This window comes from Hymenobacter sp. HDW8 (assembly GCF_011305775.1).
Lineage (GTDB): Bacteria > Bacteroidota > Bacteroidia > Cytophagales > Hymenobacteraceae > Hymenobacter > Hymenobacter radiodurans.
On the sequence record NZ_CP049907.1, the window covers coordinates 2,051,240 to 2,075,828 of the forward strand.

Here is a 24,589-nt window from a genome sequence, read left to right on the forward strand (position 1 = left end):
GGGGCAAATTTCAAGGAAACATGCCTACTAGTGCCTGCTTTTAGGGGTTGCTTCACTATTTAATAACGAGAAGATTCTCAATGTCAACGACGTAACCCAACTTTTCGTCGTAGCTTTACCCGGCAATAAGAGTCACCTAATCTTCTTGTTGCCATGGCTGACCAATCTGCCAAAATTGCCTTCGAGGCCCTTACCTACGACGACGTTCTGCTGCTACCTGCCTATTCGGAGGTATTGCCCCGCGACGCCGACACCAGCTCCCAGCTTACCCGCAATATCCGTCTGAACCTGCCCTTTGTGTCGGCAGCCATGGATACCGTAACCGAGTACGAGCTGGCCATTACGATGGCCCAAGAGGGTGGTATCGGGATCATTCACAAGAATATGAGCATCAAGGACCAGGCAGAGCAAGTGCGTCGGGTGAAGCGTTCAGAAAGCGGAATGATTCTGGATCCATTTACCCTGTCTGAAACGGCTACCCTTGGCGATGCCAAACAGCTGATGCGCCAGCACAAGATCGGCGGCATTCCGATTATCGATGAGCACCGTCATCTCAAAGGCATTTTGACCAATCGTGACTTGCGCTTCGAGAAGGATATGGAGCGCTCAGTAGCGGATGTGATGACCCGCGACAACCTGATAACAGCGGCTACCGGCACCGACATGGCTCAGGCCGAAGACTTATTACAGGAATTTAAAGTAGAAAAGCTCCCCGTTGTTGATGAGCAAGGCCGCCTTACGGGCCTGATAACCTATAAAGACATTCGCAAACGCCGCCGCACACCTCGCGCCTGCAAAGACGTATTCGGCCGCTTGCGCGTGGGAGCTGCCGTGGGTGTGACGCCCGATTTGCTGGAACGGGTAGCTGCTCTCGTGCAATCTGGAGTTGATGTAGTAAGTATAGACACGGCCCACGGTCATTCCAAAGGAGTATTAGATGCCGTCCGCCGTATAAAACAAGAGTACCCTGACTTAGAAGTAATTGCGGGCAACGTAGCTACTGCTGAAGGAGCCCGTGCATTAGCTGATGCCGGCGCCGATGCTGTGAAAGTAGGTGTTGGGCCCGGCTCTATCTGTACTACACGCATTATTGCCGGCATTGGTGTACCGCAACTCTCAGCCGTTTTGGAAGCCGCCCGTGGCCTCGAAGGCACTGGTGTACCTCTTATTGCTGATGGTGGCGTCAAGTTTTCGGGCGACGCGGTAAAAGCGTTTGCCGGTGGTGCCTCTTCTGTGATGATTGGCTCTATGCTGGCCGGTACGGAAGAAGCTCCTGGTGAAGTTATTATTTACGAAGGCCGCAAATTCAAAACCTACCGTGGCATGGGCTCAGTGGAGGCGATGGAGGATGGTTCGAAGGATCGTTATTTCCAATCGGCCGAAGACGATGTAAAAAAGCTTGTACCAGAAGGAATTGTCGGCCGCGTACCTTTTAAAGGCGGTGTGGGTGAAGTTCTTTATCAATTAGCTGGTGGCTTGCGAGCTGGCATGGGCTACTGTGGTGCTCCAACTATAGCCGTCCTACAGGAGGCTCGTATGGTGCGCATCACCGGCGCCGGCTTGCGTGAAAGCCACCCCCACGACGTCCAAATTACCAGTGAGTCGCCTAACTATAGCAGCCGCTAACTCTGCAAGTCTGGATTGAATTATACTATGCCACCAGCTGATTAGCTGGTGGCATTCTTATAGATGCTGAATCTATTTTTAGTATGTAGGGGAAGGTATCTAACAAGAAATTCAGGCCTCGTATTTGTACTCAAAATAATCGTCATAAGTACGTAGTCACAGAACTTGTAATAAGCTGCTGCCTATAGCTTATACTGTACTCCTCCAGATTTAGATTACATTGGGTAGCCTCGATTCAGAACTACCTTCTTCTGAATATGTGTCGTGGGTAAGCCAAAAGACGTCAAGCCTTATTTAATTTATAAGGCTTTATCTTGCTCCATATTTCAGTCCACACCGGTTGTTTTTTTGATACGCATAACTTGTATTTAATTACCTTCTATGCCCTCTAGCCAGAGGCTTACAGCCACGCTATTACCCCTTACGCTGCTTAGCTGGGTCGTGCTGCTGGTTAGTACGCTTCTTCGCGCTAGCCCGTCGGCAACGGCCTCTCTATCTGCCCTGCCTGATTGGGTGACTTTGGTTGCCCAAGCTGTATTTGCTGCAGGAGTATTTATGTACTACCGTCTCCAGCCAGATCCATTGCGGGGCACCGACTTTGTCGGTTTGTTCCGTCGGTTAGTGCTCGGACCAGGCATACTAGCAAGTATTTGCGTAGCTCTTCATCTACTGGAGCGCTTTGTACAATACCAACTACCGAGTAGCGACCGGACCTTCTTTGCGGTTATTTACACCATCAACTTAGGGCTGTTTATCCTCTTCCTGGCCAGCACTACCTACACGTGGCGCTCGTTGGTGCTGTTCCGATCTTCGGGCCGATTGCGCCGCGAGTGGGAATTGTTTGAAATCCTATTAGGTGGCACGTTGCTATTTCGGCTTTTGGGCTGGGAGTTGCCTACCCCTGTATCACTATTGGCTATTGGTGGATTAGCCATTTTTGGCGTGTATCTGAGCGGCAATCAGAAGTGGGTGGCCTATCTGAACCGGCGGCAGAAGTGGGAAGTAGTATTTATGCAGCTGGCTATTCTGCTGTGCATGACCATTTTTGTGGCCTACTTCGTGCGGATTCAGTATGATCCGAAGCTGATAGCTCCCGAACCGCAGCATGCTTTTCTACTGCTCACGGTATTTTTCGCGGCTTTCTACGCCGTGATGGGGCTATTTGTCACCTTCTTCAATTTGCCCACAGCGGGCGTCTTTGAGCAGAAAAGGGAAGAAATTCTGAGTCTCCAGCGCCTTACACAGCTTATTCAGCGGGGACAAACGGAGGAAGATGTGTACAGCATGCTCTTCGATGCTACCGTGCAAACGGTGGAAGCCGATGCCGCCTGGCTTGATGTAGAAGCAAGCGACGACATGTATAAAGGCCAACGCTACCACATCACCGAGGAACAGTGTACGGCCATTCGGGGGCTGCTGGCTGATTACAATCTGGGTCACATTGAGTACCTAAACAATGACCTACCGAATAGCAGCGGCTTTCGCAGTTTGGGCTTGCCTTTCGGCTCGCTTATCGTTATGCCTTTGCGTTCCGCGAAGCGCCAGTACGGGGCGTTGTATATGCTAAAAAACCAGCCTCAAGGCTTCGACCGCGAGAACCTGGGCATTCTGCAGACCTTTACCAGCCAGACAATTCTTAGCATTGAGAACCTTCAGCTGGTGGCGGCTTCTATTCAGAATGAGCGCGTGCAGGAGGAGCTCAAAATTGCTTCTACCGTACAGGAAAGCCTGATTCCGAAAGACCTACCTATTGACAACTGGTTTGAAATCAGCTCACATGCACTGGCGGCCAAGGAAGTGGGGGGCGATTTTTATGATTTCCTGCACCTACCGGGTCAGCGCCTCGCTATTCTGATTGGCGATGTGTCGGGTAAGGGCATCACAGCGGCTTTTCATATGGCCCAGATGAAAGGCATTTTTCATGCTTTGATGCAGGAAAACCCGCTGGCTCGTAATGAGCGCGAGAAGTTTCCGGTGCCCAGCAAGTTCATGGCTATGGCTAATAAAGCGCTGGTGCATTGCCTCGAAAAGTCGTCTTTTATTACGGCATCGCTATATATAATAGATTATGAGAACCGTGGCTTCGTTTTTGCACGCGCCGGGCATTGTCACACCTTGTATTACCACTCTATTAAGGAGGAGGTATCGTACTTCCGCACCACGGGCCTAGGCTTGGGCATTATTCGGCAAGACTCCTACGAGAAACATATTAAGAACCAATTCTACGATTACAACCCCGGCGACGTAATGGTAATCTACACAGATGGCATTGTGGAAGCGCGAGGGGCAAATAAGGAGGAATACGGCGAGGATCGTCTGCAACAGATGCTGGAGCGCACGTATTATCTGGAGGCCGAAGAAATCAAGAATATGATTCTGGAAGACTTAGCGGAGTTCAGCCGTGGTCAACCAATTCACGACGACCAGACCTTGCTTGTTATCAAGTTCCGGGCGTCTCAACCAGAACCAACCGTCTGACGTAGATGGGTCCTATGAAAATCACGCAACAAACCACCGCGCATACGCTCACGCTCAGCCTCGATGGCGAGTTGGATGCCAGCTCTTCAGTGATTCTGGATACGGAACTGACGAAGCCCGAAATCCTGAATTATCAGAAAGTATTAATTGATTGCCAGCGCCTGAATTACATCTCATCCGCAGGTCTTGGCGTCTTTATTTCTCACCTCCAGCGCTTCCAGGATGCCAATGTCAAATTGGTATTTTTTAACATGCAGGAAAAAGTGCACAACGTATTTGAAATTCTGGGGTTAGATACGCTAATGACCATCGTGCCTTCCGAGTCGGAAGCCACTGCCATTTAAGCTTGACAGCGTAACGAGGGGATGAAGAACGTAATTCGCATAAGCTGTAGCCGGGCTAACCTGAAGATAGTACGCGACTTTGTGAGCGCCTATCTGTCGGTGTACCACTTATCCGAATTGCATATCAATCAGATTGTGCTGGCCGTTGATGAGGTCGTGGCCAACCTGATTATTCATGCCAATGCCGAGAACGAATCGCAGTATCTGCAACTCAAGCTGGCTATGGAAGACCACATGTTTGGCATCGAGATAGAGGACGACAGCAAGGAATCGTATTTGCCATCAACCTTCCGGGAGCCCGATTTGCTGGAGCATATCCGACTTGGGAAGAAAGGCGGTGTAGGCATGGCACTCGTCAACCGCATCATGGACCGCGTAGAGTTTTCTTCCTCCGGCAACCACAACGTTTGCCGGCTCTACAAGAAAGTGGTGTAGTTCAACGTTCTGATTTTCAAAAAGCCCCCAAGACCTGGGGGGCTTTTTTGTACACGCTCAGTTTGCTAGCGCGCTGAGTTAGGCCGAAAAAAATCCGTAAAATTGCACCTGGCAACGACTCGGCCCTCAGGGTCACAGGGGAGTTATTGTTCGTGTCGCATCTTTTTTTCTTTATGCCCAAACGCATTTTGTACGCCAGCCTCGCAGCCGGCGCGCTACTGGCCGTCGGATGCCAGTCTACCAAGTCAACTACTTCTGCTGCCAAGCAGCCTGCTGTAGTTACATTAGGAAAGCAGGTAGTACCAGCCTCGGAATTCGCCTACGTATACCGGAAAAACAACGCCACGGCTCCCGATTATGGGACCCGTGCCAACGTGACGGAATACCTGGACTTGTACACCAACTTCAAGCTAAAAGTACTGGAAGCCGAGCAGCGTGGCCTCGATACCACGCAGGCTTTTCAGCGTGAGCTGGACGGCTACAAGCAGCAGTTGGCCCAGCCCTATCTCACGGAGAAAAGCGTCACCGATCAGCTTGTGCGGGAGGCCTACGACCGGCTAAGCAAGGAAATCAGCGCTTCCCATATTCTGGTGCGCGTAGCTCCTGACGCCGATCCGCGGGATACATTAGCGGCGTATCAAAAGGCGGTGGCTTTGCGGCAGCGCGTTACCAGCGGTGAAGACTTCAACCAAGTGGCTCGTCAGGCCTCCGAAGATCCTTCGGCACGTGATAATGGCGGGCAGCTCGGCTATTTTACAGCTATGCAAATGGTGTATCCATTTGAAAATGTAGCGTACAAGACAAAAGAGGGTGAAGTCTCGGCGCCCGTCCGGACGCGCTTTGGCTACCACGTAATCAAAGTCAACGACGTGCGGCCAGCGCAGGGCGAGATTAAAGTAGCCCACCTCATGATTCGGGCCACGCCCGGCATGCCCAAGGCCGATTCGGTAACGGCTAAAAAGAAGGTTGATGAACTATACTCCCGCTTACGGCGCCGTGAGGATTGGGACAAGCTGGTAACGCAGTTTTCGGAAGATGCCGGCTCGGCGGCCAATGGCGGCGAGCTGCCTGCTTTCGGCACCGGGCGCATGATTCCAAGCTTTGAGGAAGTAGCCTTTAAGCTCCAGAAGCCCGGCGACATTTCAGCGCCCGTTCAGACGCCGTATGGCTGGCATATCATTAAGCTTATCGAAAAGCAGCCTGTGCCCACCTTTGAGGCCATGGCTCCTACACTAAAGAGCAAAGTAGCTAAAGACTCGCGCTCGGAGCTAAATCGGGCGGCCTTTCTCAAGCGCATTCGGCAGGAAAACCAGTTCGTAGAAATGCCCCCCGTACGCGACGCTTTGTTGGCACAGGCCGATACAGCGCTGGTAAATGGCCGTTTCAAGTCAGAAACGTTCTTGAGCAAATTCCCGAGTGGCAAGCGCAAAAAAGGTGAGCTAGTTGTCAACGGGGATGCTCCGCTGTTTACCATCAAAGGCAAACCCTATCCCATCAAGGACTTTCTGGCCTATGTGCAGCAAGGTCAGCGGGCACGGGCTGGCGCTGATCCGCGCTTTGTGATGCAGCAGCTCTACGATCAATATGTGGATCAAAGCCTGACGGAATTTGAAAAGACCAACCTCGATACCAAGTACGAGGATTACCGCATGCTGGTAAAAGAGTACCGCGACGGTATCCTGCTTTTCCAGCTGATGGATGAGAAAGTATGGTCGAAGGCGCTGACGGATACAGTGGGCTTGCAGCAGTTTTTCACAGCTAACCAAGCCAATTATCAGTGGGGGCCTCGTGTGCAGGCCACCATGATCAGTGCAGCCTCGCCAGCTATCCTGACGCAGGCACAAAAGCAACTGGCTACGGGTCGCTATGAAGTAACCCGCGATACGCCATCGCCAGTATCGTTCCGCGCTGGTCAGGCCACCATTTTGCCCCCCAGCCAGGCAAGTCTCGACCGCCTGGCTACCAGCCTAGCAGCCGACCCAACCCTGAATCTGACGGTTACGGGCAGAGTAAAGCGCGGCGAAACCACTGCTTTAGCTCAGCGCCGCGCGGCCGCAGTAGTTGCCTACCTGACTGGCAAGGGCGTAGCTGCCAGCCGCATCAGTACCAAGACGACGCCTACACCTGCCTCTGATGCTTCGGCCCTGTTCACGCTAACCAGCACCAGCACAGCCGTATTGGAAGAAAACTTAAATGCGAAAAACCCGCTGGCTGTGCAGATTTTAAAGCAGAATTTTCAAAAGGGCGATAGCAAAGTAGTTGACGATGTAATAGACCGTGGTCCAGGCACTTATCAAGTGCAGAAAGATGGCCGTTTCTACGCTGTTACCATTGAGAAAGCGCTGCCAGCCGGGCCAAAGACTTTATCCGAAACCCGGGGCCAGGCTACCTCTGACTATCAGAACTATCTGGAGAAGCAGTGGCTGGCCGAGCTTCGCACCAAGAATCCGGTGCAGGTCAATCAGACGGAAGTAGATAAGCTGATAACCAAATAAGCAGGCGAAACTGCCGAAAAAGCCCCCCAGAGAGCCCAGCAAAGGCAGCCGGTTTCTGGGGGCTTTTTCATTGTATAAACATGAGCACGGGACGTGTTCGCTCTACCTTAGCAAAAGTTGCTGGGCCGCGCAACGTTAGCCGGCAATAAGGTCTCTTTACTCCGAAACGCTCTTTTCCGGCCTCAAAGTCAGCTTTTTGCCAGAGAAGGGATTTATGTTGAAATTTACCGGCGGCTTTTCGCGTTTCGATAGCCGTTGGGCTGGATATTCTTTGCTGTTCAGCCTCTTATTTTCTGAATTACATGACTCAATTATTTCGTACGGCGGCTCGTGTAGCGCTGTTGAGCGGTGGCTTACTCGTAGGTGCGATGAGCACTGGATTCGCTCAGCTAGGTTTGGCCCGGCCTGTAGGTCGCCAAACTGTGGATGCCATCATCGTGAAGCTGGACAACCAGATTGTGCTGCGCTCCGACCTCGAAAATATTTATCAGCAGGAGCTGGCTCGTGCGGAGGGCAAACCCCTGCCTCCTAATGTTAAGTGTCAGATTTTGGAGAGCATCGTGCTGAACAAGCTCATGCTGGCAAAAGCCGAGGTTGACTCCGTGGTGGTGGAAGACGATCAGGTAAGGAGCGAGCTGGATCGGCGTATGGCGTATTTCGTGCAGCAGATTGGCTCGGAGCAGAAGCTGGAAGAGTACTACAAAAAGCCCATTAAGCAGCTCAAGGACGACTTACGGCCCCAAGTAAAGGAGCAGCTCATCCAGCAGAAAATGCAGGAAGAGATTGCTGGTAAAGTGACCGTAACGCCTCGGGAGGTAAAGCAGTTTTTTAATCGCATTCCAAAGGACAGCTTGCCCTATTATTCCACCGAAGTGGAGGTCGGCCAGATTATTAAGTTTGCCCAAGTCAACCAAAAGGCCAAGCAGGAAACGCAGGCGAAACTCAACGAGCTCAGGGCGCGCATCATAGCGGGCGAAGACTTCGAGAAACTGGCTAAGGAATTCTCCCAAGATCCTGGCTCCGCGGCCCAAGGTGGCTACTTAGGCTTTTTTAAGCGCCGTGAATTGGTGCCCGAGTACGAGGCGGCGGCTTTACGCTTGGAGCCTGGCCAATTGTCACCCATTGTAGAGTCGCAGTTTGGCTTCCACCTTATCCAGCTCATTGAGCGCAAAGGTGAGACCTTCAGCACCCGTCACATTCTGCTTAAACCAGCCACTGGTACTTCCGACGTAAGTGAGGCGGCCGTGCAGCTCAGCAAAATTCGTAAGCGCATTCTGGCCGACAGCATCACGTTTGCCAAAGCAGCCAAGGATTTCTCCGACGATAAAAACACTAGTGGCAACGGTGGCTTGATTCAGAACCCCCAAGACCGGAGCAACTACCTACCATTGGATAAGATCGATCCGGCTATTTTCTTCACCATCGATACCATGAAAGTGGGCAGCATCACGCCTCCCATGCCCTACCGCACCGATGACGGCAAGGATGCTATGCGTATTCTGTGGCTGAAATCGAACAACCCGCCCCACCAGGCTAACCTGCAAGACGACTATCAGAAAATAGCCGCCGCTGCTCTCAACGAGAAGAAAAACAAGGCTCTGGATGAGTGGTTTAAGAAGAACCGTGGCGACGTCTATATTGAAGTAGACCCGCAGTATGCTGACTGTAAGCTACTTAATGCGGTTAATTAACTTTTAGGAGCTAGGAGTGAGAGGCGAGGAACACCTAATAGTGTGTTCTTGGCTTCTTACTCCTAGCTTTCGGCTTCTAGCTCCTCCCCTTACATGCGAAATTTCTCTTCCGATAAAGAAGCCGCCGACGCGTTGGCTCAGTCTTATCAAGCCCTACGACAGGAAATCGGTAAAATAATTATTGGGCAAGATGAGGTGGTTCGCCTGGTGCTTACAGCCGTATTTTCGCAGGGTCATTGTTTGTTGGTCGGAGTTCCAGGCTTAGCCAAAACGCTCCTTATTCAGACCATTGCCGACTCGCTCGACTTGTCGTTCAACCGCATTCAGTTTACACCTGACCTGATGCCTTCCGACATCGTAGGCTCGGAAACGATGAATCAGCAGCGCGATTTTCACTTTGTGAAAGGACCTGTGTTTGCCAACATCGTGCTGGCCGACGAAATCAACCGGACGCCGCCCAAGACGCAGGCCGCCTTGCTGGAAAGCATGCAGGAATATTCGGTAACGGTGGCTGGGCAGCGCTACCCATTGGAGCGGCCTTTCTTCGTGCTCGCGACCCAAAACCCGATTGAGCAGGAAGGCACCTATCCCCTACCCGAAGCCCAGCTCGACCGCTTCATGTTTAATATTCAGCTAGGCTATCCGAGCTATGATGCTGAGTTGCAAATCGTGAAGAACACAACTTCCGACCATCGTCCCACGGTGAGTAAAATATTGCACGGCGATGACATTCAGGCATTTCAGCACTTGGTGCGCCGCGTACCCGTGGCCGATAATGTAGTGGAGTACGCCGTTAATCTGGTGCACAAAACCCGTCCGAACACAGATCGGGGGGCAGCGCGGGCTACGCAGTTGCTGGAGTGGGGCGCCGGGCCGCGGGCTTCGCAACACCTCATTGTAGGGGCCAAATGCAACGCCTTGCTCAACGGCAAGTACTCGCCCGACATTGAAGACGTGAAAGCTGTAGCACTGCCTATTCTACGTCATCGCTTGGTGCGCAATTTTAAAGCGGAAGCCGAAGGAATTTCGGTAGAGCAGATTGTAAAAGAATTACTGTAGTGCGCTGAAAGCTTGAATAGAGCCTAGCTTTGTGCTCTCTATTCCCCTTTCGCATTCAACATTTAACGCCCAATATTTCAAGGATGGAAGCTTCCGGTTATTACCAGCAATTCGAGCGCAACATTGCTATTATTCTGGATGCCTTGCAGGCCGGCCTCGATTTGCGCACTACCACGCTGGCTACTTCTCTGCCGCTGGAAGTGTATGTACTCTGCGAGGTGCTGAACCAAGGCGGCGCTCAGTTCCGCTTGACTACCGACGGCTTAGCACGTCTGGCTGAGTTTCGTGACCAGTATGTACAGCGTGAAGCCGAAACTGAAGCTATCATGCAACGCATTCTGGATGACAAAAAAGCCGTCATGCGCACCCCGGAAGGACGTATGCTGGTGAAAGAAATGCTTATCCGTCGGCTTGAGTTTTTCAACGAGGCTGCTCGGCAAGTAAATGTCATGCGCATTCAGCAAGCCCTAGGAAGTCCTTTGCAGTATAAACACCCATAAGCACGCTATACAATACATTCATAAAAAAAGCCCCCCAGAATAATTCTGGGGGCTTTTTTTATGAATTCAGATTCAAGCTTAGCTCATCTTAGCCTTATACTCTGACTTGATTTTGGTATGGCCGTCTCTTTCGTGCTGTAGGTCTAGGTCATCGGCGGGCTCCCGCTTGAGTTTGCTAGGTACCTCGTCGCCATGCGGGCCTTTGGAAAGCGTTACGCCACCATCCACGAAATACGTCGCGCCGGTTACGTAGCTGGCTTCATCGGAGGCCAGAAACAAGTAGACATTGGCTACTTCTTCCGGCGTGCCGCGGCGGCCCATTGGCACGCCCTGCACCGTTTGCTTTTCCATTTTAGCCGTCATCGGGCCGGTTTCCTTATGGGTCCAGGCTGTGTCGATAGGGCCAGGACCCACGATATTAGACCGCACCCCGAACTTCGCCTGCTCCACGGCTACGCCACGTTGGAAAGCGTGCACAAAGCCCTTAGTGCCGCCGTAAGGTGCGTTCTGTGGAATGCCCATATGCCCCGCCTCCGAACCAGCCGACACAATATTGCCGCGCGTTTTCTGCAAGTAAGGAATGGCCGCTCGGGTCATCATGAAGTTGGAGTACACGTTGTGCTTAATCATGTACTCGAACGCGTTTATCGGGTATTTATCGATAGTAGAAGTGGCGGGAAATACGCCAGCATTATTGATCAGAATATCCAGCTTGCCGAAGTCGTGAATAGCTAGCTTTACGCATTCTTCGGCCGCTTCTTTCCTAGAAATATCGCCAAGGAAGCCAATGGCGCGGCCGCCGCGGGCTTGAATTTCGTCTACTACTTCGCGCACGGGGTCCGTATCGAGGCCCACGACCACCACGGCCGCGCCTTCTTGCACAAATCGTTTGCAAATAGCTTCGCCAATGCCAGTGCCGCCACCGGTTACAATGGCAACTTTGCCTTCAAGTCTTCTTTTCATAGCAGTTAGTGTGAGGTTGAGAATAGCTTCTGTAGCAAGGAAAAAACTCCTTTCTATTCGTATGATAGCTATTCAAACCAAACGAGATTTGCCCCCCAGAGTTACTATTCCCTGTCTTTGATCATCTCGGAGCTTAGTTTGCGCGTAGGTTAGCTTGTCGCTTTCGCCGAATTATGTACGCCGCCGATCCGCCACCTTCTCCGGCCCGCTTGCCTTTGCTCACGCCTCGCCTTACGCTGCGGCCCTATGTGCCTTCGGACGAAGCGGCATTTTTCGCTGTTCTTGAAAAAGATCGTGCTCGACTCCAGGAAGCCTTTCCGGCTCGCCTCGCCGCCGTTCAAACTTCTGCCGATGCGGGCCGCATCTTAGAGTCATTCGACCAGGATTGGCACACCAAGCGGATGTTTGTGCTGGGCATCTGGCACACGGCTGGGGGACAATATTTGGGCGATATCAGTCTGAAGCCTACCTGGGCACGAACTGTTACGGCCGAAATTGGCTACTACCTCGCCTCAGAAGCCGAAGGACATGGGTACGCTCGAGAGGCGCTAACGGCGGCCGTACAGCTCGGCTTTAGCCCCATTATCAACGCTGACCGCCTAGTTATTCGTTGTAGGGTTAATAATCCTAAGAGCTGTGCTGTGGCCGTAGCGGCTGGCTTTCGCTCCGTACCTCCTAAGCCGCGTTTGTGGTCACTACAAGGCAATGAGAAAGAATCTCAAATTCTACATTTTGCCCTTGACCGGTCCTGACACAGCTATTCAGGGTTACGAACGCTAGCTCTTACGTTAGTCTGCCCGCCGTAGCATCGTCAGAAAAAACTCCTGATTGAAGTTCAAATACGTGCCGAAGGAAAACTCTATCTGCCGGCGGTTGAGGTCATAAAAAGGCTCGAAGCGGGTTGTCAGCAGGATGTTGCCAGGCAAATGAAAATCGCTGAACATGCGCAGAATAAGCAATTCGCGGCGGCGTTGGGTAAAGTCGGCGTTGTTGACGGTGCTGGAAATGGATTGGTATAGCCGTCCGCCTTGAGGCGATACAAAGCCATTCCCCGACCAATAACTGAGCATAATATTGGAGAGGCGCGTATTTACGCTGGCGTTTAAATACCAGCCGTTGCCCTTATTGTAGGGCAGCACTTCCGAAAAGGAGTAGTCGGTGAAGCGCGTAACGTAGCCATCGAAATGCAGCGCCCGCACAAAGCCAGTGGCGGACAGCTTACGCCGCACGCGCAGGCCTGTAGCGAAGTTGAATAGGGTTTGCAGCGGGGTCGCAATCGTATCAATTTGCCCCCGCGGTGCATGGCCAGAAACTGTAGCGGCACCACGCCCAACCGCCAGCCCGCCGAGTCCTGATAGGCCGTGACTTCAGAGGTGAGGCCGCCGGCTACCTGCTCCTGAAAGTTGCTGAATCGGTACTGCTGCCGCTGCCAGTCAACCCAAGCGTCGAGCTTCACGCGGTCGGTCTGAAGCTTATACTGCATGCCTTCTTCCAACCGGTTGGTCATCACGCGCTCAAAATCAAACAGCGGCTCAATGTAATCGTGCTGCAAGTGTCCTTCAATATTTCCGAATAGAAAGCTGTGGGGGCCATTTTGGTACTTAGCCGTAAACACGGGCCGCACTTGCCGCAGGCGCGACGTGCCGTAGTCTTTATATAGAAAGATACCGGCCTCCAAGCGGATGTTAGCGCTAGGAAAATACACGAGCCGTGGGGCCAACTGCGTCCCATAATACGTTCGGCCCTCGTCTATTTTGTTGAAATACTCGTTATCCTTCGTAAACAAGAAGCCCTGCACAGCCACTCGAAGCTGACCTTCGTACTCCGGCTTAATGGGCAATGAGTAGTTGAAAGCATGATTATCGAGCTGGGCAGTGACTGGAAAGCTGCTTAGCAACAAACTAAGAAACAGACCGAGTGCACACCAAAAAACTGGTTTAGACTGGGTATCAATGACTACCTTTGACAAAAATTTTAGCATTATTTATTTATCCCAGAATCAGCAAATATTTTTAGCATTGCGGGCACAAAATATAGCATCCCTATGTTACCCACTGCCGACCTACAACAGCCGTATTCGACACGTAGAAAGCGGTTTTCCACTTGTAAAAACGGCCTAAAAAGCCTAATTTCACCAAACCTAAGCATTTATACCCCAACCCCATTCTAATGGCTGCATCCACTGACAAAGTTGTCAACGCCAACGCCGAGAAAATGAAAGCTCTTCAGCTTACGCTGGACAAGCTCGACAAGAACTACGGCAAAGGCACTGTCATGAAATTGAGCGACAATAAAGTCGTTGATATTCCTGCTATCAGCACCGGCTCGCTCGGGCTGGACATTGCCCTCGGCATCGGTGGTCTGCCCCGGGGCCGGGTCGTAGAGATCTACGGTCCTGAGTCGAGCGGTAAAACTACGCTTACGCTGCACTGCATTGCTGAAGCTCAGAAGAAAGGCGGCATGGCTGCTTTCATCGACGCCGAGCACGCCTTCGATCGTAGCTACGCCGAGAAACTAGGCATTGACACTGAAAACCTTCTGATTTCGCAGCCCGACAACGGTGAGCAAGCCCTTGAAATTGCTGACCAGCTGATTTCCAGCGGTGCCATCGATATCATTGTTATTGACTCCGTAGCTGCGCTGGTGCCGAAAGGCGAACTGGAAGGCGACATGGGCGACTCAAAAGTAGGCTTGCACGCCCGCTTGATGAGCCAGGCTCTACGTAAGCTCACCGGTACGATCAACAAAACCGGTTGCTGCTGCATTTTCATTAACCAGCTTCGCGAGAAAATCGGGGTTATGTTCGGTTCGCCCGAAACGACTACCGGTGGTAACGCTCTGAAGTTCTACGCCTCTGTACGCCTTGATATTCGCCGTATTGGCCAGATCAAGGAGGACAAGGACAACGTGACTGGTAACCGCACGAAAGTGAAGGTGGTGAAAAACAAAGTAGCGCCACCGTTCAAAGTAGTTGAGTTCGATATCATCTACGGCGAGGGTATTTCCAAAGTCGGCGAGATTCTCGATTTGGGTGTTGATATGAACATCATCGCGAAGTCGGGCTCTTGGTTCAGCTACAACGGCGACCGTTTGGGCCAGGGCCGTGAGGGTGTAAAAACCATTCTGCACGACAACCCTGAGCTAGCTGATGAGATCGAAGCTAAGATTCGGGCAATGGTGAAAGGTGAGCCCGCTGTTGCGCTGGCTGCCATTCCTACCGATGAGTCGATTGACGAAGACGACGATTAATCTTTCTGAGTTTTTGTAATTTAAAAAAGCCCCCCAGATGATTTCTGGGGGCTTTTTTATTCAGCAATAAGCTGCGTTCTTGAGCCGTTGAGTGCTAGCGGCAATCCGTGCCGTCGTGCAACTCGTTTTTAAGCGTTGACGTTTCGCTTAGTCTTGTCTTGCCGGTCGTTCGCATGGTTAGGGATATATTTGCTGGCATTTCATTTGACTTAGTGTCAGCTGAATCACTTTTTGGTTTGCCCTTCATGACTCGCCGCTGGTCTTTGCTCCTTACGCTTTTGCTGCCTTTGCTGGCGCTGCTGGCCTGGCAGCCGGCAGACGGGTCGCGCACAGTTAAGAACACCAGCTTTACCAAGGGCGAGAAAATGCATTACAAAGTGCATTATGGGCTAATAAACGCGGCTGAGGCCACCATTGAAGTCTCCAGCGCATTGCATCGCATCAACGACCGGCCTTGCTACCAGGCTACCGTAACGGGCAAGACGCTTGGCTCCTTCGACTTTTTTCTACGCGTTCGCGACACGTGGCGCACTTTTATTGATACAACCAGCATCTTGCCCCATCGATTTTACCGCAACATTGAGGAGAACAACTACCGCAAGCGGGAGACCGTTGACTTTGACCATTTTAAAAACCTGGCCAGCGTAGAATCGCGCAAGAAGGAAAAGGACCCTGTAAAGCGTGGCACATATAAAATACCGGAGAATGTGCAGGACCTAGTGAGCGGTTTCTACTTCCTACGTACCCTCGACTACGACAAGCGGCGGGTGGGCGAAGTGATTCGGGTGCAGGGTTTTTTCAGCAACGAGGTGTACAACATGGATGTGGTGTACAAAGGCCGCGAAACCGTAGAAACCAAGGCAGGCATCATTCGCGCTATTCGGTTAGTACCCAAAATGCCCCCAAACAAGCTTTTCCGCGGAGAGGATGGCGTTTCTGTGTACCTTTCCGATGACCGCAATAAGATTCCGGTACTCATTCAGGCTGAGATGTTTGTAGGCGCCGTGAAGGTGGATATGTATAAATATCAAGGCCTAAAGCATCGTTTGAATGTAGTAGCTCGCGCGGGTGCCAATCCTTAAGCAGCCTACTTACAGCAGTAGTTCATAATAAGGTAACATTAGGTTAGCCTCGACAACTGGTAATTTTGCAGTCGATAGTATCTCCTGACTCAACCCTCTGCCCTGTGCAACCAACCGCCTCCCCCAATGCCTACAAGATTCTGGTAGTTGATGATGACCCAGATATTGTAGAACTGCTGGAGTACAACCTGCGCAAGGAAGGCTACGACGTAGCTACCGCTCCCGATGGCCGCAAAGCCCTGGAAATTGCCCCCCAGTTCGAGCCTGACATCGTGCTGCTCGATGTGATGATGCCTCATCTCGATGGCATTGCTACCTGCCGGCAATTGCGGACCTTACCTAAGTTCAAGGACACGTACATCATCTTCCTAACGGCCCGTGCCGAGGAGTTTTCGGAAGTAGCCGCCTTCGAGGCTGGCGCCGACGACTTCATCGCCAAACCTATCAAGCCTCGGGCTCTCATGGGCCGCTTGGCCGCCTTCGTACGCCGCGACAAAGACCCGCAAGTGGTGCTGGACACCATCGAAATCAACGGTTTGCGTATCGACCGGACGGGCTTTGCTGTGTATCAGGACGGGCGCAAAATATCATTACCCAAAAAGGAATTCGAACTATTGGCTTTCCTGGCTGCTTCGCCTCACAAGGTATTTGGCCGTGAGGAGTTGCTGCAGAATATTTGGGGTAATGATGTATTTGTACTGGCTCGTACGGTAGATGTGCATGTGCGCAAAGTGCGCGAAAAAGTCGGCGACCATCATATCCAAACCATTAAGGGTGTGGGCTATAAGTTTAACATCGATGAATGATTTGCGGAGTCAGAATTTGATTAATCTGCACCGGTAAAAAGCCGGCCCTGCTACAGGGCCGGCTTTATATTTGGGCTTGCGGCAGCTAGTCTTAGCCCCGCACAACACCTCGCTTCAGCTCATGGATTTCTCATCCCGTTCAATTGCCATTCTGATTGCCTTGCTCGTGGCAGCGGTGCTCGTTACGTTCGCCTGGACGGTGCCTACGCTCCCGTTTCAGCAGGCTTTTCTGGCTGCGGGTATCACCGTAGCGGCTTGCTTCCTACTCGTTTATTTGGCTTTTGAGGCGTTAATCTTTCGTGAAATCAATAACATCTACGCTGGTCTAGAAAATGTCAAGCGCAAGGAGTTTCGGAAGCTGTCGAACAAATTCTTGTTTCGGCCCGAGCCCCTGAAGCGCATGCGGGATGAGATTTTGCAAATGGCAGAGCGCAAACAGCGGGAAATAGACGAGCTAAAACGCCTGCAAACACTTCGCCGCGAGTTTCTGGCCGACGTATCGCACGAATTAAAAACCCCCATTTTCGCTGCTCAGGGCTTTCTCCACACCGTTTTGGATGGCGATATGGACGATGAGTTTCTGCGCCAGAAGTTTCTCAAGAAAGCCGCTACCAGCCTTGATACGCTCGATGAGTTAGTACAAGATTTAGTCACCATCTCTCAGCTGGAAAAAGGAGTCGTTCGGATGCGACGCCAAGCATTCGACTTGGGCGATCTAGTACGCGAGATATTCGAGCAATTAGAGTCCAAAGCCACTCAGCGCAGGGTTACACTCGAATTAATATTGTCGAATGAATCGGTGGGGGGCATTTTAGTGCTAGCCGACCGCAACCGCATTCGGCAAGTGCTCGTCAACCTGATTGATAATGCCATAAAATATGGTCGCGAGGCTGGTCATGTAACCGTCATGCTGGCCGAAACCAGCAAAGCCGTCCGTATCTCCGTCCGCGACGATGGTGAGGGCATCCCAAAGCAGCACCAAAACCGTATTTTTGAGCGGTTCTACCGCATCGATAAAAGTCGCTCCCGCGATTCCGGCGGCTCGGGACTAGGACTTGCCATCAGCAAGCATATCGTGGAGGCGCACAAATCAATGATTCGAGTGCGCAGTGAGATCGGCCAAGGAACCTCGTTGGAGTTTAAGCTTGCGAAGCCGCGCAAGCCGGCAAAGGTTACAACAACGCCCCAAGCGTAGCCCATAAGGTCATCTATCGCATAGGCTGTAAAGCGTATTTTGCTTCGTACCTTTGCGGCCCGTTATGAAGCAACCCGATTTTCAAGATCTTATCCTGTTTGAAGACGACGATTACATCGTCATCAACAAGCCGCCTTTCCTGGCTACGCTCGATGAGCGCGTAGGCGGTGCGCCCAACATTTTGCGCATGGCCCGCCAGTACCATTCCGATATGCAGGCCTGTCACCGCCTAGACAAGGAAACGTCTGGTGCTTTGGCCCTAGCCAAGAACCCGGAGGCCTACCGTCACCTCTCTATGCAGTTTGAGAACCGGGAGGTAAAAAAGAATTACCACGCCGTGGCATGGGGCGTTCATCATTTTGACAATAAACTGGTAGACCGCAGCATCGAAACGACCACGAAGGGCAAGGCTCGGCTAGCCTATAAAGGCAAGGCCGCCGAAACCTACTTCACTACGCTCGAAACGTTTGCTAAGCATACGCTAGTCCAGTGCGTGCCTATCACTGGCCGTATGCACCAAATACGTTTGCACCTGATGTATCTGCAGGCGCCTATTGTAAACGACACGCTGTACGGAGGAGAAGAATTCTTTTTGTCTTCGCTGAAGAAGAAGTTTAACATGAAGACCGGCGAAGAGGAACAGCCTTTCATCAAGCGATTCGCCTTGCATGCAGCCAAACTCACGTTCGCTCGCCTTAATGGTGAAGAAGTGACTGTGGAAGCACCATACCCAAAGGATTTTCGGGTGCTAGTAGAGAATATGCGTCAGCTTCAATAGACCTAATACTTGGTCCGAGTGCCCGATGTGCTGGTATAATTAGCGATTCGGGCAAACCAAAAAATGCCCCCCACAAGTCATTACAGTTCTTGAAAGTACGTGCTACTCAGGCACAAATATCACAGGCACCCTTGCATATCAATCGAAAGGCGGTAACTTTGTGTCCGTTTTTCCCGGACCCTAGTCCGTTCTATTCTCATTTCCAACCGCTTACCTTCTTCCCAATGGATCATCTGAGCTTCAAGACGCAATCCGTCAACAAAGCCAACGCCAACAAGGGCTGGGTTGTCGTTGACGCCAGCGTGGCCCCGCTGGGTCGCGTTGCCAGCCAGATTGCCAACATCCTGCGCGGCAAGCACAAGCCCTCGTTCACGCCCAACTCCGATTGCGGCGACTCGGTTATCGTCATCAACGCTGACAAACTGCGCGTGACGGGCAAGAAAATGACTGAAAAACTCTACATCTCGCACTCGGGTTATCCCGGTGGGCAAAAGCGCAAAACTATGCGTGAGGTGATGGAAAAGTCATCGACTCGTGTGATTGAGCACGCCGTACGCGGCATGTTGCCTCACAACCGTTTGGGCCGCGAGCAATTCCGCAGCCTGTTCGTATATGAGGGCGCTGAGCACCCCCACGCTGCCCAGCAGCCTGTGGAGGCCACTTTGAACAAACTGTAAGCCACGACGGCTTTCGTATTTTTTTCTAACTTTTCTTTAATGGAAATCTCCAACACCTCTGGTAGAAGAAAAACCTCGGTGGCCCGCATTTACATGCAGGCCGGGCAAGGGAATATCACTATCAATGACCGGGAAATGAAGGCCTATTTTGGCAACGAACTCCTGGAAAACATCGTGAACCAGCCCTTCGCTACGCTCGAGAAACTCGGGCAGTACGACGTGAAAGTGAATGTGCGCGGTGGCGGCATTTCGGCCCAAGCTGAAGCCATTCGCTTAGCCATCTCGAAAGCGCTGGTAGGCGAGGACGCTGAATCACGGCCAGCTTTGAAGAAAGAAGGCTTCATGACGCGCGACCCCCGCATGGTGGAGCGCAAGAAGTTCGGTAAGCGCAAAGCTCGTCGTTCGTTCCAGTTCTCGAAACGCTAAAACCAGAGGAAATTCATCATGGCTCAGTCCACCACATATAAAGACCTGCTCGACGCGGGTGCCCACTTTGGTCACCTTACGCGCAAGTGGGATCCAAAAATGGCGCCGTACATCTTCATGGAGAAGAACGGCATCCATATTATTGACCTGAACAAAACTCTTGCTTCGCTGGATCAGGCTACTAACGCTATCCGTAACATCGCCAAGAGCGGTCGGAAGGTAATGTTTGTTGCTACCAAAAAGCAGGCTCAGGAGATTGTAACGGAAGAGGCTAAGCGCCTTAAAATGCCCTTCGTAACCGACCGGTGGTTGGGTGGCATGCTCACCAACTTCGCTACGGTTCGTAAGTCGCTGAAGAAGATGAGCACCATCGACAAGATGGTAAAAGAGAACACTGCTTATGCTGCAATGGCAAAGCGCGAGCGTCTGATGATGTCGCGTGAGCGTGAAAAGCTGGAGCGCGTACTAGGCGGCGTAGCCGACCTAAGCCGTCTGCCCGCTGCTCTGTTTGTAATCGACGTAAAGCGTGAGCACATTGCTGTAAAAGAAGCCAAAAAGCTAGGCATACCGGTATTCGCGATGTGCGATACTAACTCTAATCCCGAGCTAGTTGACTTCCCAATTCCTGCTAACGACGACGCCTCAAAGTCTATCTCTCTGATCGTAAGTGCTATGAGCAAGGCCATCGAAGAAGGTCTGTCGGAGCGCAAAGTCGATAAGGAAGAAGCTGACAAGAAGCAGTCCGAAGAAGAAGGCATCAAGGAAAAGCAAGCCGCCGACGAATAAGCGTTTAGAAGAAGCTAGGAGTTAAGAGATAGAAGATAGAATCCGGTGGGTTGAACCAGCTTTCGGATTCTGTTTCTTCCTCTTAACTCCTAGCTTCTTGTATGAACACCCCTACATAACATTCTAATTTCTAGCGTTTAGCTAGCTACTAACTTTTTAAGAAATGGCAGCAATTACCGCCCAAGACGTGAACAAGCTGCGCGCTATGACTGGCGCGGGCATGATGGATTGCAAGAAGGCTTTGACCGAGGCTAATGGCGATTTCGAAGCCGCTCGTGACATTCTGCGCAAGCAAGGCCAGAAAATCGCTGATAAGCGTGCCGATAATGCTACTTCCGAAGGCCTGGTATTAGTACAGGTTAGCGAGGATGGCACTAGCGGTAAACTGGTTGCTTTGGCCTGCGAAACTGAATCAGTAGCGAAAGTGGCTAACTTCCGTGAGTTGACTCAGCAGATTCTAGACGCTGCCGTGCGTACTAACGCTGGCACGAAGGAAGACCTGTTGGCAACCAAAGAAGCTGACGGCCTGACTCTGCAAGACCACATCACTGATTTGATGGGTAAAATCGGTGAGAAGCTGGACGTAACATACGCTACGCTAACTGCTGAGAAAGTAGCTTCTTACATTCACTCCGACAACAAGAAAGGCGTACTTGTAGGCCTGAAGAATGTAGCCGGTGCCGATGTTACTGAGGTAGGCCGCGACGTAGCGATGCAAATCGTAGCGATGAAGCCTGTAGCAGTAGACAAAGAGGGCGTTGACTCTGCTACCGTTGAGCGCGAAATCGAAATTGGCAAAGAGCAGGCGCGCGCTGAAGGAAAGCCCGAAGCTATGCTGGAGAAGATTGCGCAAGGAAAGCTGAACAAGTTCTACAAGGATAACACCCTGCTGAATCAAGAGTTTGTGAAAGATAACTCGCTGACCATCGCTCAGCTGCTCGACAAGAAGCAGAAGGGCATGACAGTAACTGACTTCAAGCGCGTAGTTATTGGTGGTTAAGCGTTCTTAATTTCGACAATAAAAAAGCCCCCAGCGAATTGCTGGGGGCTTTTTTATTACCTATATTCTATCCATGGAAGACAATAAGAAGAAGGCTTATCGGTACTTGCTTTACGCTTTTATCCTAGATCTTCGTACCATCCCAGTTGATGGTACCGCAGACTCATTGACTGAGGAAATGCGTATTAAGTATATTAGTTATGCAGGGGCAGTAGCTTATCTGTTGCACAACTTTGCTTTAACAGCATCAAACGATTTCGAGGATTTTGATGAGCAGCAATTTTGGTATAGTATTGACTGTTTTAACCAGAAAAACCCTGCGATTGCGGCCAGCCATTTCAAACAGATATTTGAAGACCGCCTACTTGAACTCAATCAAAGTTGATCTTTAAGGAGCCACGCTTTTACCCTCGCTACAGCATTCTCCCGCACATTCATATAGTATAGTCCGTAGTCGGCGATGTGGAAAGAATGGCGCAACTCGGGGCGGCCGGGAACAAAAAAACGCGGGTAGCCTGAGGTAGTAGGCGGATGCACCCAAAGTACGCCGTCGTGCACTTTGGCATCAGCAGCAGCTTTATCAATGCGGTTAAAAGACTGTGGGACGCTACCTCTATTCAGGGATGCGGGCGCGGCGGCGGTGTCACGAGTCCAGGTGAGAGGATTAATGGCCAGAGCATCACGATAGGGCTCGTAGCTGTAGCCCCACTCGCCGGTATTCCAGCTTATAAAGCAGTTGGTCTGAGTAGAATCTTCGCAGGGACGCAGGTTCTGATAGGCATCAGGCTGCACTTTAAAGCCTACCAGATACGCAGCTACTAATTGGCCACGCCGCTTTGGATCTTGGTCGAAGAAATCGTGAAGGAGGCGCTGGGCATGAAAAGCCCCCTGGCTATGCCCAGCCAGAATAATTGGGCGGTCTTGATTGTAATGATCTAGATAATACTGAAAAGCTGTTTTTACGTCTTGGTATGCCAAGTTCAGCGCTGCGCTGGCATTGGCACTGCTATCACTATCGAAGAAGCTATACAGAGCAGCCTGACGGTAGCGGGGGGCATATATCCGGCCCGCCGCATTGAACACCGATGCTTGGCGCCGAATACTGAACTGATCGGTGAAAACATTTAGCGCATAATCGGTGGTAGAGCCGTTCCAGCCTTGCGGGCGGATGAGCGTCGTGAGATGAATAAAAAACACATCGGCGGATGCAGTAGCCTGTTGGTCATGCAGGCCGGCGTTTTTGGGTACGGCATCGGCGGAGTCGCGGCGAGTGGGAAGCGCGGCCCAACTGGTTTCCTCTGCATAGTTGGGTGCAGCGGCTGGCTTATAAGCCGTGAAATTCCGAACTGGTTTGATAACGCCCAGGCAAGAGGAAAGGACGAGCAGCAACAATAGCCAGCCCAGTGAGGGGAAGCGGTGAGGAAAAGAGGAAAGCGACATTACTTATAAGGCAAAAAAAGGCCTGCACAAGGGTGCAGGCCACAAGTGCTTAGTTAACAAGCACAAATTTACTCCGAAAACGTGTTTTCCAGCAGCCGCTCTTGGCGCAGATAAGTTATTTTGAAGTCACGGTTGAAGCGGATGCGCACCTGGGCCGTCGTATTCTGGTGCTGTTGGCGGGATTTGCGAAAGGCCCGGCTTTTCTCAACATATGTGACCACCCGTGAGCCATCGCGCACTGGCTCACTGATGGTAAGGCTGCCGGGTACGCCCTGGGTTTCCCCTTCCAAAAACTCCGGAAAGTGTGATCTATCTAGCTCAGCGCTTATGGCGGCCGGTGTGGTATTCTGTAAGGTATAAAACCGCTCAACGACAGGGGCGAAATGCTGGGCAGCATTGAAGGGTGGTGCTTTCAGGTCATCATAGTACGAGCTCAGCGCGCTACGAACTTTGGCTTCTACCTCCCCCACTTTTGCGCTGGGCGCTGGAGGATTGACTGGCGTCTGCTCTGATGGTGCAGCTTGGCTATCCTCTGGGGCAGTTGATGGAGACGACGTGGCAGCAGGGGGCGTTTCGGACGACGAAGGAGAGGGAGCCGTTATCACTGGCGATGGTGTGGTCGGCGTTGGTGCGCTTCGAGCAGAATCGGCGGCAGCTACGGGAGGCGTGGCAGGTAAGGCTGGGGTTACGCGTGCGGTATCGGAATCCGAATCGGTATCAGTTACGGGCGGAAGCTCAAGCTGCTCCACTTGGGGGCCAACTTCCGGCGCAACACTAGTGGTATCGGCACCGGAGCGCGAGAGGCTGGTGAGGCGTTCGGACTTCCGATCATCCATCACTAAGTAGGCAATCAGGGCGAGCAAAGCCAAAATTCCCCCCACAATAAGGGCAGTGGCCAGAGGGCTTCGACCAGAAGGCGGTGGGATAGCCGGACGGGAACGACGGCTATCCGAAAGCTGTGACTCCGTAGGCGTAAGTGAATCTGCATCGCGATACGATGAGGTACCCACTTTCACCATCTCAACGGGGCGCGTAAAAGTATCAATTGGCGGAGCTGGCTTTTTGGGGGAGCTTGGCTTTGCTCACGCGGAGGCACTACGGGCGGCACCGGTACCACAGGCGGCGCTATGGGTGGCAGCGGCACCGGCGGAGTGGAGGCTGCTGGGCGCGGTGTGAAATCTGGGTGGACGGGCGTTGTAGACGCGGGCGGTGGTACCGGATTATCTACTGGCTGAACGGTAACGTTTGGATCATGCTTAAAGTCCCAGGAAGGAGGAGGTGGCGGCAAAGGCGTGGATGTAGGCACCGCGGTGGGAGGTGCAGAAACGGGGGCCGACGGCGCCAGCGGCGTAGCCGACGATGCAGACGGCGGCGCGGAGGCAGCAGACTCACTATCACTGAAGAGCAGCTTGCGTTTGAGTACCTCGAATTCGGCGGGCGTGATGGCGCCCGCATCCAGCCATTCTTTCAGCTGGCGTAAGGTAGCAAGGGCAGAAGGCTCGTTTTCCATAGGGCAAAGGCGGCAAATAAACCGAAGCAAAAGCAACGGCAAAACGCAT

Annotated in this window: 25 protein-coding genes; 19 read left to right on the forward strand and 6 right to left on the reverse strand. The window is 52.0% G+C overall.

The window, feature by feature from the left end:
• Window positions 1-153: 153 nt before the first annotated feature.
• The 8 genes from guaB to G7064_RS08475 all read left to right on the forward strand — a co-directional run bounded on the left by guaB (window position 154) and on the right by G7064_RS08475 (window position 10,628).
• The gene (gene guaB, locus G7064_RS08440) at window positions 154-1,626 is read left to right on the forward strand and encodes an IMP dehydrogenase (RefSeq protein WP_166073241.1); all 1,473 of its coding nucleotides are present in this window, start codon (window positions 154-156) and stop codon (window positions 1,624-1,626) included.
• A 555-nt stretch (window positions 1,627-2,181) separates the two neighbouring features.
• Window positions 2,182-4,104 carry a PP2C family protein-serine/threonine phosphatase gene (locus G7064_RS08445; RefSeq protein WP_166073243.1) on the forward strand — a complete coding sequence of 641 codons (1,923 nt, stop codon included), beginning with the start codon at window positions 2,182-2,184 and terminating at the stop codon, window positions 4,102-4,104.
• A gap of 14 nt (window positions 4,105-4,118) precedes the next feature.
• A complete protein-coding gene (locus tag G7064_RS08450) occupies window positions 4,119-4,448 on the forward strand; it encodes an STAS domain-containing protein (RefSeq protein WP_133271725.1) in 330 nt (109 codons plus the stop codon).
• A gap of 21 nt (window positions 4,449-4,469) precedes the next feature.
• The gene (locus G7064_RS08455) at window positions 4,470-4,883 is read left to right on the forward strand and encodes an ATP-binding protein (protein WP_133271724.1); all 414 of its coding nucleotides are present in this window, start codon (window positions 4,470-4,472) and stop codon (window positions 4,881-4,883) included.
• 173 nt (window positions 4,884-5,056) lie between these two features.
• Window positions 5,057-7,378, forward strand: coding sequence for a peptidylprolyl isomerase (locus G7064_RS08460; RefSeq protein ID WP_166073244.1), 2,322 nt, complete (start codon window positions 5,057-5,059; stop codon window positions 7,376-7,378).
• 302 nt (window positions 7,379-7,680) lie between these two features.
• Window positions 7,681-9,069, forward strand: coding sequence for a peptidylprolyl isomerase (locus G7064_RS08465; protein WP_133271722.1), 1,389 nt, complete (start codon window positions 7,681-7,683; stop codon window positions 9,067-9,069).
• A gap of 93 nt (window positions 9,070-9,162) precedes the next feature.
• Window positions 9,163-10,128 carry an AAA family ATPase gene (locus G7064_RS08470; RefSeq protein ID WP_133271721.1) on the forward strand — a complete coding sequence of 322 codons (966 nt, stop codon included), beginning with the start codon at window positions 9,163-9,165 and terminating at the stop codon, window positions 10,126-10,128.
• Between the two features lie 83 nt (window positions 10,129-10,211).
• Window positions 10,212-10,628 carry a hypothetical protein gene (locus tag G7064_RS08475; protein ID WP_133271720.1) on the forward strand — a complete coding sequence of 139 codons (417 nt, stop codon included), beginning with the start codon at window positions 10,212-10,214 and terminating at the stop codon, window positions 10,626-10,628.
• A gap of 78 nt (window positions 10,629-10,706) precedes the next feature.
• Here G7064_RS08475 and G7064_RS08480 read toward each other — a convergent pair whose 3' ends face one another.
• On the reverse strand, window positions 10,707-11,591 hold the full coding sequence (locus G7064_RS08480; protein WP_166073245.1) for an SDR family NAD(P)-dependent oxidoreductase: 885 nt from the start codon (window positions 11,589-11,591) through the stop codon (window positions 10,707-10,709).
• A 173-nt stretch (window positions 11,592-11,764) separates the two neighbouring features.
• On the opposite strand from G7064_RS08480, the gene G7064_RS08485 reads away from it, so the two are divergent.
• Complete coding sequence (locus tag G7064_RS08485) at window positions 11,765-12,343, forward strand: GNAT family N-acetyltransferase (protein ID WP_166073246.1); 579 nt, start codon at window positions 11,765-11,767, stop codon at window positions 12,341-12,343.
• 36 nt (window positions 12,344-12,379) lie between these two features.
• Here the strand turns inward: G7064_RS08485 and G7064_RS08490 are convergent, their stop codons facing one another.
• On the reverse strand, window positions 12,380-12,730 hold the full coding sequence (locus tag G7064_RS08490; protein WP_166073247.1) for a hypothetical protein: 351 nt from the start codon (window positions 12,728-12,730) through the stop codon (window positions 12,380-12,382).
• Window positions 12,694-13,488, reverse strand: a complete 795-nt coding sequence (locus G7064_RS08495; protein ID WP_166073248.1) for a hypothetical protein — start codon at window positions 13,486-13,488, stop codon at window positions 12,694-12,696. The genes G7064_RS08490 and G7064_RS08495 overlap by 37 nt, the downstream gene beginning before the upstream one ends.
• Before the next feature lie 272 nt (window positions 13,489-13,760).
• Here G7064_RS08495 and recA point away from each other — a divergent pair, with 272 nt between their 5' ends.
• The 10 genes from recA to G7064_RS08545 all read left to right on the forward strand — a co-directional run bounded on the left by recA (window position 13,761) and on the right by G7064_RS08545 (window position 21,975).
• Complete coding sequence (recA, locus tag G7064_RS08500; RefSeq protein WP_133271716.1) at window positions 13,761-14,840, forward strand: recombinase RecA; 1,080 nt, start codon at window positions 13,761-13,763, stop codon at window positions 14,838-14,840.
• A 245-nt stretch (window positions 14,841-15,085) separates the two neighbouring features.
• On the forward strand, window positions 15,086-15,922 hold the full coding sequence (locus tag G7064_RS08505; protein ID WP_166073249.1) for a DUF3108 domain-containing protein: 837 nt from the start codon (window positions 15,086-15,088) through the stop codon (window positions 15,920-15,922).
• Window positions 15,923-16,026: 104 nt separating this feature from the next.
• The gene (locus G7064_RS08510; protein WP_166073250.1) at window positions 16,027-16,728 is read left to right on the forward strand and encodes a response regulator transcription factor; all 702 of its coding nucleotides are present in this window, start codon (window positions 16,027-16,029) and stop codon (window positions 16,726-16,728) included.
• A gap of 121 nt (window positions 16,729-16,849) precedes the next feature.
• Window positions 16,850-17,923, forward strand: a complete 1,074-nt coding sequence (locus G7064_RS08515) for a sensor histidine kinase (protein ID WP_166073251.1) — start codon at window positions 16,850-16,852, stop codon at window positions 17,921-17,923.
• 64 nt (window positions 17,924-17,987) lie between these two features.
• Window positions 17,988-18,701, forward strand: a complete 714-nt coding sequence (locus tag G7064_RS08520) for an RluA family pseudouridine synthase (RefSeq protein WP_166073252.1) — start codon at window positions 17,988-17,990, stop codon at window positions 18,699-18,701.
• A gap of 224 nt (window positions 18,702-18,925) precedes the next feature.
• Window positions 18,926-19,378, forward strand: a complete 453-nt coding sequence (gene rplM / locus G7064_RS08525) for a 50S ribosomal protein L13 (RefSeq protein WP_166073253.1) — start codon at window positions 18,926-18,928, stop codon at window positions 19,376-19,378.
• A gap of 39 nt (window positions 19,379-19,417) precedes the next feature.
• The gene (gene rpsI, locus G7064_RS08530) at window positions 19,418-19,804 is read left to right on the forward strand and encodes a 30S ribosomal protein S9 (protein WP_084446168.1); all 387 of its coding nucleotides are present in this window, start codon (window positions 19,418-19,420) and stop codon (window positions 19,802-19,804) included.
• A gap of 18 nt (window positions 19,805-19,822) precedes the next feature.
• A complete protein-coding gene (gene rpsB, locus G7064_RS08535; RefSeq protein WP_133271710.1) occupies window positions 19,823-20,590 on the forward strand; it encodes a 30S ribosomal protein S2 in 768 nt (255 codons plus the stop codon).
• A gap of 163 nt (window positions 20,591-20,753) precedes the next feature.
• Window positions 20,754-21,590 (forward strand): translation elongation factor Ts, encoded by an 837-nt coding sequence (gene tsf / locus G7064_RS08540; RefSeq protein ID WP_133271709.1) that lies wholly within the window; start codon window positions 20,754-20,756, stop codon window positions 21,588-21,590.
• A 73-nt stretch (window positions 21,591-21,663) separates the two neighbouring features.
• Window positions 21,664-21,975: a hypothetical protein gene (locus G7064_RS08545; protein ID WP_166073254.1), complete on the forward strand. Its 312-nt coding sequence runs from the start codon at window positions 21,664-21,666 to the stop codon at window positions 21,973-21,975.
• On the opposite strand, the gene G7064_RS08550 is transcribed toward G7064_RS08545, so the two are convergent.
• From G7064_RS08550 to G7064_RS08560, 3 genes are all read right to left on the reverse strand, one after another.
• Complete coding sequence (locus G7064_RS08550; RefSeq protein WP_166073255.1) at window positions 21,966-23,030, reverse strand: DUF3089 domain-containing protein; 1,065 nt, start codon at window positions 23,028-23,030, stop codon at window positions 21,966-21,968. The genes G7064_RS08545 and G7064_RS08550 overlap by 10 nt on opposite strands.
• A gap of 68 nt (window positions 23,031-23,098) precedes the next feature.
• Entirely contained in the window at window positions 23,099-24,049 is a 951-nt protein-coding gene (locus G7064_RS08555) for a hypothetical protein (protein WP_166073256.1), read from the reverse strand.
• Entirely contained in the window at window positions 24,043-24,540 is a 498-nt protein-coding gene (locus G7064_RS08560; RefSeq protein ID WP_166073257.1) for an SHOCT domain-containing protein, read from the reverse strand. The genes G7064_RS08555 and G7064_RS08560 overlap by 7 nt, the downstream gene beginning before the upstream one ends.
• Window positions 24,541-24,589 lie beyond the last annotated feature (49 nt).